General features: G+C 71.4%; 11 protein-coding genes. 6 read left to right on the top strand and 5 right to left on the bottom strand.

All coding sequences use genetic code 11. The features are described from left to right. The first annotated feature begins 57 nt into the window (after positions 1–57). The 6 genes from ABEB17_RS05955 (at position 58) to ABEB17_RS05930 (ending at position 8,330) form a co-directional block, all read left to right on the top strand. Entirely contained in the window at positions 58–1,437 is a 1,380-nt protein-coding gene (locus ABEB17_RS05955) for an ABC transporter substrate-binding protein (protein WP_345715675.1), read from the top strand. A 15-nt stretch (positions 1,438–1,452) separates the two neighbouring features. After that, positions 1,453–2,409 carry a carbohydrate ABC transporter permease gene (locus tag ABEB17_RS05950; protein ID WP_345715674.1) on the top strand — a complete coding sequence of 319 codons (957 nt, stop codon included), beginning with the start codon at positions 1,453–1,455 and terminating at the stop codon, positions 2,407–2,409. Beyond that, the gene (locus ABEB17_RS05945; protein ID WP_345715673.1) at positions 2,406–3,395 is read left to right on the top strand and encodes a carbohydrate ABC transporter permease; all 990 of its coding nucleotides are present in this window, start codon (positions 2,406–2,408) and stop codon (positions 3,393–3,395) included. Before ABEB17_RS05950 ends, ABEB17_RS05945 begins: the two co-directional genes overlap by 4 nt. A 19-nt stretch (positions 3,396–3,414) precedes the next feature. Further along, positions 3,415–4,980, top strand: a complete 1,566-nt coding sequence (locus ABEB17_RS05940) for a Na+/H+ antiporter (RefSeq protein ID WP_345715672.1) — start codon at positions 3,415–3,417, stop codon at positions 4,978–4,980. Positions 4,981–5,077: 97 nt separating this feature from the next. After that, the gene (locus tag ABEB17_RS05935; RefSeq protein ID WP_345715817.1) at positions 5,078–5,896 is read left to right on the top strand and encodes a PP2C family protein-serine/threonine phosphatase; all 819 of its coding nucleotides are present in this window, start codon (positions 5,078–5,080) and stop codon (positions 5,894–5,896) included. 136 nt (positions 5,897–6,032) lie between these two features. Beyond that, positions 6,033–8,330, top strand: coding sequence for a putative bifunctional diguanylate cyclase/phosphodiesterase (locus ABEB17_RS05930; protein WP_345715671.1), 2,298 nt, complete (start codon positions 6,033–6,035; stop codon positions 8,328–8,330). Here the strand turns inward: ABEB17_RS05930 and ABEB17_RS05925 are convergent. The 5 genes from ABEB17_RS05925 to ABEB17_RS05905 all read right to left on the bottom strand — a co-directional run bounded on the left by ABEB17_RS05925 (position 8,307) and on the right by ABEB17_RS05905 (position 12,210). Then, a complete protein-coding gene (locus ABEB17_RS05925; protein WP_345715669.1) occupies positions 8,307–9,077 on the bottom strand; it encodes a hypothetical protein in 771 nt (256 codons plus the stop codon). The two genes, ABEB17_RS05930 and ABEB17_RS05925, sit on opposite strands and share 24 nt — an antisense overlap. Continuing rightward, entirely contained in the window at positions 9,077–9,418 is a 342-nt protein-coding gene (locus tag ABEB17_RS05920) for an S-adenosylmethionine decarboxylase (RefSeq protein WP_345715668.1), read from the bottom strand. Before ABEB17_RS05920 ends, ABEB17_RS05925 begins: the two co-directional genes overlap by 1 nt. A gap of 136 nt (positions 9,419–9,554) precedes the next feature. Further along, entirely contained in the window at positions 9,555–10,319 is a 765-nt protein-coding gene (locus ABEB17_RS05915; protein WP_345715667.1) for a DUF4097 family beta strand repeat-containing protein, read from the bottom strand. Further along, positions 10,319–10,966, bottom strand: a complete 648-nt coding sequence (locus tag ABEB17_RS05910) for a response regulator (RefSeq protein ID WP_345715666.1) — start codon at positions 10,964–10,966, stop codon at positions 10,319–10,321. The genes ABEB17_RS05915 and ABEB17_RS05910 overlap by 1 nt, the downstream gene beginning before the upstream one ends. Beyond that, the gene (locus tag ABEB17_RS05905; RefSeq protein ID WP_345715665.1) at positions 10,954–12,210 is read right to left on the bottom strand and encodes a sensor histidine kinase; all 1,257 of its coding nucleotides are present in this window, start codon (positions 12,208–12,210) and stop codon (positions 10,954–10,956) included. The genes ABEB17_RS05910 and ABEB17_RS05905 overlap by 13 nt, the downstream gene beginning before the upstream one ends. Between the last annotated feature and the right edge of the window lie 82 nt (positions 12,211–12,292).

Below are 12,292 nucleotides of genomic sequence, written 5' to 3'. Positions count from 1 at the left end.
CACCGAAGTTCGACGACGAGCCGGCAGCGCCGGCCGCATCACCAAGGAGCGACGACGATGTCCTCACGACGACGGACCACAGCCTCGGCGAGCGCGCTCGCCGGTGTGCTCGCGGTGAGCCTGCTCGCGGCCTGCGGCAGCTCAGCGGGCAACGACGAGGCCAAGGACAGCAAGGACGGCAAGGTCACCATCTCGGTCGAGGGCTGGCGCCCCGGTTCGGAGCAGGCGACCATCGACACCTTCAAGGCCCAGGCCGCCGAGTTCACGAAGGCGAACCCGAACATCACCATCGACCCCAAGGAGTGGGAGTGGAAGGGTGAGACCTTCGCGGCCCAGCTCGCCGGCGGCACGCTGCCCACGACCTTCCGGGTGCCGTTCACCGATGGGCGTGGCCTGATCGAGCGCGGCCAGATCCTCGACGTCAGCAAGCAGGTCAAGGCGCTGCCGTACGCCAGCAAGTTCAACCCGAGCGTGCTGGCCGCGGTGCAGAGCCCGGACGGCAAGATCTACGGCCTGCCCACCGGGGTCTACGGCATGGGGCTGCACTACAACCGCGACCTGTTCAAGGCCGCCGGGCTGGACCCGGACAAGCCCCCGACGACCTGGGACGACCTGCGGGCCGACGCCAAGGCCATCCACGACAAGACCGGCCAGCCGGGCTTCGTGACGATGAGCAAGGGCAACACCGGCGGCTGGGACCTCACCACGTTCACCTACACCCTGGGTGGCCGGATGGAGTCCGAGGACGGCAAGACCGCCACGATCAACAACGACGCGACCAAGCAGGTGCTCAACACCCTGAAGGCGATGCGCTGGGAGGACAACTCCGTGGGGTCGGGTGCGCTGCTCGACTGGGGCGGCATCAACCAGGCGTTCGCGGCGGGCAAGGCCGGCATGTACATCAGCGGCTCGGACGTCTACAACGCCCTGGTGCAGCAGAACAAGGTCAAGGCCGACTCGTACGGACTGGGCCTGGTGCCGCTGGGATCCGGCGACGCCGGCGTCCTCGGTGGCGGCTCCATCGCCGCCGTCAGCGCCAAGGCCACCCCGGCCCAGGCGGACGCGGCGGTCAAGTGGAACGACTGGTACTACATGCGAAAGCTGAGCGAGCAGAGCGCCGCCGAGGCGGACGCGAAGACGCTCAACGAGGGCAAGCAGCCCGTCGGCACCCCGCAGCTGCCGGTCTTCGACGCGGCGACGCTGACGTCCTACAACGGCTGGATCAAGCCGTACGTCAACGTCCCGATCGACCAGATGGCGAACTTCACCAACGGCATCAACAGCCAGAAGTTCCTGGCCGAGCCCGTCTCGCACACCCAGGAGGTCTACGCCCTGCTCGACACCGTGGTGCAGAAGGTGCTCACGGACAAGAACGCGGACGTCGACCAGGTGCTGGACAAGGCCAACACCCAGGCCCAGGCGCTGCTCTCCAAGTAAGGACCGCTGCACCTGATGTCGAGCACGACTGAGCACCTGCGCCGCCGCCCGCCCCGCCCTGCGGCCGGGCGGCGGCGCAGGACACCCGTGACGTGGGTCAAGGACGGCGGGCTGACCACCCTGGCGTTCGCCGCCCCGCTGATCATCGTCTTCGCCTACTTCTCCTGGTTCCCGATCGTGCGCGCGGTCGTGATGAGCCTGCAGGCGACGAACCTGGTCACCGACCCGGTCTTCGTCGGGCTGGACAACTTCCGGCAGGTGCTCACCGACCCGCTGCTGCCGACGGCGGTGAGGAACACCGCGTACTTCGCGCTGCTGGCGCTGGTCTTCGGCTACCCGATCCCGCTGTTCCTCGCGGTGCTGATGAGCGACCTGCGCCGGCACCGTGGCCTGTTCACCGCGCTGGCCTACCTGCCGGTGGTGATCCCGCCGGTCGTCGCCGTCCTGCTGTGGCGCTTCTTCTACGACTCCAGCCCGGACGGGGTGTTCAACACGATCCTGGGCTGGGTCCACCTCGGGCCGTTCACCTGGTTGGACTCGCCGACGACCGCCATGCCGTCCCTGGTGCTGGAAGCCACCTGGGCCGCGGCGGGCGCGACGGTCATCATCTACCTCGCGGCGCTCGTCTCGGTGCCCGCGGAGCTGTACGACGCGGCGGACGTGGACGGCGCGAGCACCTGGCGGAAGGTGTGGCACGTGACGGTGCCCCAGCTGCGCGGCGTCATGCTCATCACGTTGATCCTGCAGATCATCGGGACGGCGCAGGTGTTCCTCGAGCCGTACCTGTTCACCCGCGGTGGCCCGGACAACGCCACCACCACGGTGCTCCTGATGATCTACGACTACGCGTTCGGCAACAGCCTGGGCGGCGACTACGGCGCCGCGGCCGCGCTGAGCCTGATGCTCGCGGTGTTCCTGGCGCTGTTCTCCCTCCTGTTCTTCCGCCTCACCCGGTCCTGGAGCGACTCATGACGCTCGGGCTGGACACCCGGCGGGACGCCGACCCCACCGTCGGGGCCCTCGCCGAGCCCGCGGTGCGTCGCGGGCTCCGGCGCCGTCGTCCGCCGGTCGTCGAGGACGCGACCGCGCGCGGCATCACCACCAGCCGGGACGCCCGCGGGCCGGTCGCGCGCGCCGTCCGGCGGGTGGTCTACACCCTGCTGCTGGTCGGGCTCGTGCTCGCCTCGCTCGGCCCGCTCCTGTGGCTCGCCAAGTCGGCGATCACCCCGACCCAGGACACCCTGCGGCACCCGATGGCGTTGTGGCCCAACGGAACCGACTGGTCGAACCTCAAGACCGCCTGGGTCGACGTCCAGCTGGACCGGTACTTCCTGAACACGATCATCATCGCCGCGGGTTCCTGGGCGTGCCAGATGGTGGTGGCCACGACCGGTGGCTACGTGCTCTCGGTGCTGCGGCCGCGGTACGCGCGGGTGCTGAACGCGGCGGTCCTGGTCACGCTGTTCGTCCCCGCCGTGGTCCTGCTGGTGCCGTTGTACCTGACGGTGCTGGACGTCCCGCTGGTGCACCGCAACCTGATCAACAGCTGGTGGGGGGTCGTGCTGCCGGCCGGGGCCAGCGCCTTCAACGTCATCCTGATGAAGCGGTTCTTCGACAGCCTGCCCCGCGAGGTGTTCGAGGCGGCGACGGTGGACGGCGCCGGCCCCTGGCGACTCTTCTGGTCCGTGACGCTGCCGATGTCACGGCCCGTGCTGGGGGTGGTTTCGGTGTTCGCGGTGCTCGCGGCCTGGAAGGACTTCATCTGGCCGTTGCTGGTCCTGCCCGACCCGGCCAAGCAGCCGTTGTCGGTGCGGCTGCCGACGCTGCAGCCGATCATCGAGCTCGACGTGTTCCTCGCCGCGCTGCTCATCTCCACGGCCTTGCCGATCATCATCTTCCTGGTCTTCCAGCGGCTGTTCCTGCGCAGCGGAGAGCTCAGCGGGGCCATCAAGGGCTGATCCGCGAGAGGATGCGGCCATGTCCGATGCGCTCGTCGCGGGGGTGCTGGTCGCCGGCGTGGTGGTGCTGACCCCGCTGTCCGACCGGCTCCGGGTGCCGTCACCGGTGCTGCTCACGATCTTCGGGCTCGGGGTGGCCCTCGTCCCGCGGGTGCCGCAGGTCGCGCTCGAGCCGGACCTGATCCTGCCGATCGTGCTGCCGCCGTTGCTGTTCGCGGCGACGCAGCGCGCCACGGCTCGAGAGTTCCGGGACAACGCGCGACCCATCCTGCTGCTCGCGGTCGGGCTGACCCTGGCCAGCGCCGCCCTGGCGGCCTGGATCGCCCACCTGGCCGGCCTCGGCTGGGGTGCGGCCTGGGTGCTCGGCGCGGTGGTGGCACCGCCTGACCCGGTCGCCGCCAGCGCCGTGGCCCGCCGGCTGCGGCTGCCGGACCGGGTGGTGACGGTTCTCGAGGGCGAGGGGATGTTCAACGACGCGGCCGCCCTGGTGCTCTACGGGCTCGCCGTCACCTCGGTGGTCAGCGGACGGGTCGGTCCGGGGGAGGCCACACTGCGGCTCGTGCTGTCGGTCGGCGTCGGCGTCGGCGTCGGGCTGGCGCTGGGGTGGCTGACCCGCCTGGCGCTCAAGGCGTTGCACGACGACACCGCCGAGACGACCGTGACCGTGGCCATGCCGTTCGCGGCCTACCTGCTGGCCGAGCAGCTGTGGGGGTCCGGCGTCCTGGCGGTGCTGGCGCTCGGCCTGTTCCTGCGCAGCTATGGGACTCCCGCGATCACCTCCGGCGGGTGGTTGCTCGGCCGTGCGGTGTGGCGCTTCGCCGACTACCTGATCACCAGCCTGGTCTTCGTGCTGATCGGCTTCGAGCTGACGGACGTGCTGCAGTCCAACGGTTTCGACGGCGCGACGGTGTGGTTGGGGGTGAGCGTGGTGGGCGCCCTGATCGTGGGCCGGATCGTCTGGATGTTCCCCGCGGTGGCGCTCGCGCGCCTGCCGCAGCTCCCCGACGCGATCCGGCCCTCGTACGGCACCCGGGAGACCGTCGTCGTCGCCTGGGCCGGCATGCGCGGCGTGGTGACCATCGCGACGGCCCTGGCTCTGCCCATGGTCACGGACGCCGGCTCGCCGTTCCCGGACCGCAGTCAGATCGTGTTCGTCGGGCTCTTCTGCGTGCTGGTCACGCTGGTGCTGCAGGGCCTGACGCTCGGGCCGCTGGTCAAGCTGCTCGGCGTCGGTGGCGAGGGCGATGCCGCCCACGAGGTCGTGCTGCTCCGGCGTCAGGCCATCGAGGCAGCGCTCGACAGCGCCCGGAGCCTGCCGGACGAGGTCCCCGCGCCGGTCCGCACCGCCGTGGTGCTCCAGTACGAGGGGTACCTGGCCGCCCAGGAGGCCCTGCACGACGCCCGTTTCGGTGCTAGCGCGCAGGAGCGCGACTACGCCCCCGAGCTGCGCCTGGCGCTGGCCAGGACGAGCGAGGTCGAACGGGATCTGGTGCTGCAGGCGCGACGCAGCGGTCAGGTGAGTGGCGAGGTGGCGGACGAGGTCATGCAGGACGTCGAGGCCCGGGCCGTGCGCGAGATGCTGTAGCCCGCGCGCATGGTGGTTGACACCCGTCGCCCGCGCTGTAGCAGGATGGGTGTCGCCCGAGGCCAAGCAGTGCGCGGAAGGGGTTGCTGTGACGTCCATGTGGGCCGTGGGACGCACCCACCCCGGCCTACGACGTCCGAGCAACGAGGACTCCGCTTTTGTCGGGCACCGCCTCGCGCTGGTCGCCGACGGCATGGGTGGTCACGACTTCGGCGAGGTGGCGAGCACGATCGCCACCGGAGCCGTCGTCGGGCTGGACGACCCAAACCCTGGCGGGGAGGAACCGCGCACGCTGTCGGCCGCCGTCGTCGCCGCGGACGAGCAGCTGCGCGAGGCCATCGCGCGCACGCCCGCACTGCGCGGCATGGGCACCACCATGACGGCGCTGCTGGTGCAGGACGACGAGGTCACGGTCGCGCACGTCGGCGACTCGCGGGCCTACCTCCTGCACGACGGTGAGCTCAGCCAGGTCACCTCGGACCACACGGTCGTCCAGCTGCTCGTCGACCGTGGCATCCTCACCCCGGAGCAGGCGGTCTCGCACCCGCGCGGCAACCTGATCACCAACGCCCTGCAGGGCGAACCCGAGGGCGTGCACGTCGAGTCGGTGGTCCGCCCCGCCCACCCCGGTGACCGCTACCTGCTGTGCAGCGACGGGTTGTCCGACGTCGTCGCCGACCCGGCCATCCGTGAGGCGCTGCTCGTCAGCGACCCGGACACGGCCCTCGACCGGTTGGTGGCCCTCGCCCTGGACGCCGGCGCGCCGGACAACATCACCTGCGTGGTGGTCGACCTGCGCGCCGACCCGCCCGACCCGCCCGACCCGCCCGACCCGGCTGAGCGCGCCGCGCCGTACCTGCTGGGCGCGGCCCGTGACGTCGCCGACGACCACGCCAGCCGCGGCACTGCCGTTTAGCGACCGGCTCTCCCGCCGAGCGGCGCGATCCGGGCGATTGGCTCAAGACGAGCGTCGTCCCGCCGATGATCAAGAAGGCGCCTCTTGACCCGCAGGTCAGGGCGGGCATCCCTGGATCGAGCGACGTGGAGGAGCGGTGGCAGACGGCCGCGCGACCACGCCCCGGGCCGACGTGACCCAACGGCGGCTCGGCGCCGCCGCGCTCACGGTCGCGGCGCTCGGGACCGGATCCACCCTGGTACTCCCCGGATCCGCCGACGGCCCGGCGATCCGCGCGGCCCTGGTGGTCACCCTGACGGTGTTCTTCCTGCTGCAGCTCACCCGGCTGCTCGTCGTCGCCGGGAACGACCCCCGCCGCCGCACCGCCCTGCTCGTGCTGGTGGCCGGCGTCACGCTGTGGGCTGCCGGCTCGGCCATGGTGAGCGCCAGCCAGGCCGTCTCCGTCTCCGTCGTGACCTTCCCGGCGCCGGGAGAGATCTTCTACCTCACCTCCTACCTGGGGATGGCCGCCTTCCTCCTGCTGGACGTGCCGCGGCCGCGACTTCCTGCCCTCGCACTCGGGCTCGATGCCGCGGTCGTCTGCGGTGCGGCGGTCTGCGTCGCGAGCTTCTTCGTGCTCAAGCCGCTCGCCGGAACCTTCGACCGGGGCGGGCTCACCCTGCTGCTGGCGATCCTGTACCCGTTGATCGACCTGGTCCTGGCCACCGTCGTGCTGGCGCAGATGATGCTGCGGCACCGCACCCGGTCCCGGCGCACGGTCGGCCTGGCGGTGGCCTTCCTCGCGCTCGCCGCCGCGGACTCCAGCTTCATGCTGTCCCTGAAGGCCGACTCGTACTCCTCGAGCGTGCTGCTGGACGTGCTCTGGGGCGGGGCCTTCGCGCTGCTGGTCGGTTCGGCCTGCCGTCGCGAGCGCGCCGAGCTCGCCCCCAAGCCCGACCTGCAGCGCTCGCGGATGCTGATCGCGGCGGCGTCCGTCGCGCTGCTGGCCCTCGTCCTGCACCCCGGGGGCACGATCGGCTGGTACATCACCGTCCCGGCCATCGTCACCCTGGTGTGCGCCGGGGGTCGCATGACGCTCGCCCTCAAGGAGGCCCGAGGCGCAGCGGAGTCGCTCCGGCTATCCATGACCGACGAGCTGACCGGGCTGCCCAACCGGCGGGCCGTGCTCACCGCGACCGACGAGGGTCTGGCCCGCCAGGACCCGCTGGCCTTCATGCTGCTCGACCTGGACGGCTTCAAGGACATCAACGACAGCCTGGGTCACGGCACCGGCGACGCGGTGCTGCGCACCGTCGCGCACCGCATGCAGTCGACGCTGCCGCACGACGTGCTGGTCGCGCGCCTCGGCGGCGACGAGTTCGCCGTGCTGGCGCAGGGGGACGACGAGCTCGCGCTGCTCGAGCTCGCCCAGGAGCTGCGCCAGGTGCTGCTCGCGGCGGTGCACATCGACAACCTCGACCTGGCCATCCGGGCCTCGATCGGCATCACCGTGCGCCGGGACGGGGACCGCTCCGCGACCGACCTGCTCCGCCGCGCGGACGTGGCGATGTACGAGGCGAAGCAGGCCCGGGCGGGGGCGTTGCTGTACGACCCCTCCCAGGAGGTCTTCACCCGGCAGCGGTTGCAGCGCAGCGAGGAGCTGCGGGCCGCGATCACGCAGGGCCAGCTGGTGCTGTGGTACCAGCCGCAGGTCGACGCGTTGACGCGGCGGCTCATCGCGATGGAGGCGCTCGTGCGCTGGCAGCATCCCAGCGAGGGGCTGCTCGGGCCGATGGAGTTCCTGCCGGACGCGCGCCGCGCGGGCCTGATGCCGATGCTGTCCGAGTGGGTCGCCCGACAGGCCGTCCGCGACGCCCGGGCCTTCGCCGCCAGCGGCTGGACCTTCCGGGTGGCGATGAACTGCGCGCCGGTGGAGCTGCTGGGTGGCCAGCTGCTGCCGCACCTGTTCCTCGCCCTAGAGGAGGCGGGGCTGCCGGGGGACCGGCTGCTGATCGAGGTGACCGAGGACTCGTTCCTGTCCGATCCCGAGCGCGCCCGGGACGCCCTCTACGAGCTGCGAGAGCACCAGGTCCAGGTCGCCATCGACGACTACGGCACGGGGTTCTCCTCGCTGGCGTACCTGCGCGACCTGCCGGTCCAGGAGCTCAAGATGGACCGCTCGTTCGTCGCGACCCTGCTGACCGACGAACGGACCCGGCTCATCGTCGAGACGACGACCAACATGGCGCACGCCATGGGGATGCGGCTGGTCGCCGAGGGGGTCGAGGACGAGGCGACGGCGCTCGCCCTCGTCGAGATGGGCGTCGACGTCCTGCAGGGGTACCACGTCGCTCGGCCCATGCCGCTGAGCGACGTGGATCCCTGGGTGCGCCGGTGGGCGACGCAGGTGCCGCCCACCCGTGGCAAGGTCCTACCCGCGCCGCGGATCGGGTAGCTGCTCGCTGACGAGCCGGTCCGCGTCCAGGGCCTCGCCGGCCTCCAGCGGTGCCAGGTCCAGCACGAGCTCGGGTTGGCGTCGGCGGAACGACTCGCGGTCGGGGACGACGATGCCGTCCAGCCCGATGCCGAGGGTGACCAGCCGGTAGGCGTCGGGCAGGTCCCGGCGCTGGGCGTCCAGCATGGCGGCGAAGTGCGAGTAGACCGGCGTGCTCCGGGCCGAGCCGAGGTAGGGGGCGGTGCTCGTCCCCGGCAGCGCTCGCGTGGTGATGCCGACCGAGGCCAGGAGCCGGCGGACCCGTTCGTCCAGCACCGCGATGAACGAGGTCATGCCGTTGACCTGGGCCACCACCATGAGGCCGTGGTACAGCGCGAGCGAGAGGCGGCTGCTGCCGGCCACACCGGGACGGACGCAGAGGGTGCCGACCTCCCAGGTGCGGGACAGGTCGAGCCCCGCCGCTGCGGCCGAGCGGACGCCGTCCACCTGCCACGGGGCTCGGGCGACGTCGTCCAGGGTCTTGAAGCCGGAGGGGCCGGGGGCGATGAGGCGGACGGCGGCCACCACCTCGTCCGCCTCGTCGGCCAGGACGAGGAAGATCGAGTCACCCTCGTAGCTGCCGTACTCCTCGTCGAGCTCGGCGCGGGTGTTGCCGAACCACCGGTGGAACACCTCGGCCTCGCACTGGCGCGCCGACTCCAGCAGGTCGCCCCGCGCGTCGAAGTGCATCCAGTACCGAGCCGCCATCAGAACTCCTTGTGCACGAGGTCGTAGGCGTCGAACGAGGCCTGCGTCAGGTCCAGCACGGTCTGGGCGGAGAAGGGCTTGCAGGCGTAGATGTCGACGCTGAAGAACAGGCGCGGCACGTCCCAGGCGTAGAAGTGCGCGCCGGAGGTCTCCCAGTGGATCCAGCCGGCCCAGCCGTAGAGCGGGGACTGGTGGGTCACCGGCTCCATCAGCGAGACCATGTCGATCGCCGACGAGAGCTCAGAGAGGTACTTGCGGATCTCCGGCGCGTCGATGGGGGCATGGCACAACCCCTCGACGACGAGGCGTTGCCGACAGATCTCAGGGGCGAGGTCGCGCACGTTCACTCCATGACAAGGGCCCGGGCATTGCCCCGAGCCGGTAATGAGATCTTGTCAGCAAAACGCCTCTGAGTAGAAGGTTCGTTACGAAGAGTGCTCAATCGATGCAAAATCCGACCACCATGCACACAAGTGATCACTCAGAGTAAGAAACCTCGACCGAGCCAGCGCTGGAGTGGGCGACGATCCGCCGCGACGAGTCCGGGTCGGTCCGCACCGACACCTCGCTGGAGCCGGCGCTGGAACCCGCGTCGACCCGGTACGCCTCGTCCCCGGGTGGCAGCAGCACCTCGACCGAGCCGGCGCTGCCCGTGGCCTTCACGTCGGTGGGCGCGACCGCGAAGGTCAGCGACACCGACCCGGCCGACGAGTCGGCCTCGACGGTGGCGGACGCCAGCCGGACGCCCTCCACGTGCCCGGCGCTGGACGAGAGGTCCAGCGGGCCGGACAGCCCGGTGGCCCCGACGTAACCACCCGAGCTGTGCGCGTGCACCTGGACGTCGGCCGGCACGACGAGGCGCACCTTGCCGGAGCAGCCGCGGCCGAACGTGATCCCGCAGCTCGAGCGGATGACCAGCCGGTCACCCTCCTGCCGCTCGCTGAAGCTCGGCTTCTGCAGGGACCAGCCGATGGTGCGGTCGAGCCGGGTGACGTCGTCCGGGCCGGCGACGATCTGCACCGACTCGGCCGACACGTCGACGTCGACCACCCGGATGCCCTGGTAGCTGGCCTGGCGCTGCACCGAGTCCCGCCCGATGGAGCCGATCACGTTCAGCGTGCCCGCGACGATCGAGAGCACCGCGAACGCGATGCCCAGACCGATCAGCAGCGGTCGGGCGCTGCCGCCGGCCGGTGGCGGGTCGGCGGGTTGGGTCAGCTGCGGGGCGTCGTGGACCGTCATCACGAACCTTCCAGGTAGCGCAGGACCGCCAGCACGCGGCGGTGGTCCTGGTCGGCCGGCGGCAGCGCGAGCTTCAGGAAGATCGAGCTGACGTGCTTCTCGACGGCTCCCTCGCTGACCACCAGCTCCGCCGCGATCCCTTGGTTGGAGCGGCCTTCGGCCATCAGCCGGATCACGTCGCCCTCGCGCGGGGTCAACCCACCGAGCGGGTCGGTGCGCCGGCTGCGGACCAGCAGCTGGGAGACCACCTCGGGGTCCAGTGCGGTGCCGCCCTCGCCGACCCGCCGGACGGCGTCCACGAACTCGCGCACGTCCGCCACCCGGTCCTTGAGCAGGTAGCCGACCCCGCGGGTGTCCGAGGCGATCAGGTCGGTGGCGTAGCGCTCCTCGACGTACTGGCTCAGCACCAGCACCGCGACGTCCGGGTGCTGCGCGCGGATCACCAGCGCGGCCCGGATGCCCTCGTCGGTGTGCGTCGGCGGCATCCGGATGTCGACGATGCAGATGTCCGGCAGCAGCTCGTCCACGCTGCGCAGCAACGCCTCCGGCTCGTCGACGGCGCCGACGACGTCGAGCCCGGCGTCCGTCAGCAGCCGGATGATGCCTTCACGAAGCAGCACCGAGTCCTCGGCGATCACGACTCGCACGGCACCTCCACGGCAATCGTCGTGCCGACGCCCTGGGGGCTGATCAGCTGGAACGTCCCGTCCACGGCGCGGACGCGGTCCCGCAGGCCGGTCAGGCCGCTGCCGGCCCCCTCCGTGGCGCCGCCGTGACCATCGTCCACGACCGCGACCTGCAGGCGGTCGCGGCCGGTGGCGTCCTCGCGCAGCTCGACGTGCACCGACGCCTGCTTGGCGCCGGAGTGCCGGGCCACGTTGGTGAGCGCCTCGGAGACCACGAAGTAGGCGATGGCCTCGGCGGTCGGTCCGGGGCGACGCGAGAGGCGGACGTCGAGCCGCACCGGGACCGGGGAGCGCGCGGCCAGCGCGGACAGCGCGGCGTCCAGCCCGCGGTCCGTCAGCACGGCCGGGTAGACACCGCGGATCACGTTGCGCAGCTCGGTGATCGAGTCCTTGGCCTCCTGGTGCGCGCGGGTCACCAGCTCGCGGGCCGCCTCGGGGTCGGAGTCCATCTTCTCCTTGGCCATCCCCAGGTTCATCGCCAACGACACCAGGTGCTGCTGCGCGCCGTCGTGCAGGTCCCGCTCGATCCGGCGGCGTTCGGCGTCCGCCGCATCGACCACCCGGGCGCGGGACTCGGTGAGCGAGGAGACCTTCGCCTGCAGCACCTCGGCGCCGCTGGGCGCTAGCAGCGATCGGACCAGCGCCAGCTGCGCGTCGGCCAGCGCCACGGTCAGCAGCGGCGCGAGCTGCAGCGCCAGCAGGCCGATCCCGAAGCCCGCCAGGACCTCGAGCCACGGCGTCCAGTGCAGCCAGGTCACGACCTCGCCCCCGGGCAGCGCGAACCCGTAGGCGGGGAGCAGGACGCCGGCCAGCCCGATCGCCCAGACCGACACGGCCAGGCTGTAGAACACCGTGCCGATCGGCAGCATCAGCAGGCAGTAGGCGATCTCCTTCCACGATGCGCGCGAGGAGATCAGCGCCCACGCCCGGCGTCCGGCGTTCGCACCTTCCGGCGAGAGCCGCGGGCGGTCGGGCAGGTGTACGCCGAGGAACATCGTCGCCCGGCCACGCTCGAAGGCCGCCATCCCGCGCGCCGTGTAGACGGTCGCGACCAGCACGACCACCCCGGTGCCGAAGAGCGGCAGCAGGCCGATGCCGAGCGCGAGGCCGACCAGCACGACCGTGAAGGTCACGATGCCGACGGGCAGGCCGAGCGTGACGTAGGCCAGTGCCAGCCACGTCCTCGACCCCCAGGAATTGCGCATGGACCCACCGTAGGGAGCCGCGACCCTGAGCCGCCATGACGCTGGCCGCCACATCGAACCGGGGGTTACCCCTACCCCCATT

Origin of the sequence: Angustibacter luteus, assembly GCF_039541115.1 — a bacterium.
GTDB classification, from domain to species: Bacteria; Actinomycetota; Actinomycetes; order Actinomycetales; family Angustibacteraceae; genus Angustibacter; species Angustibacter luteus.
This window is presented reverse-complemented; position numbering and strand designations above follow the sequence as displayed.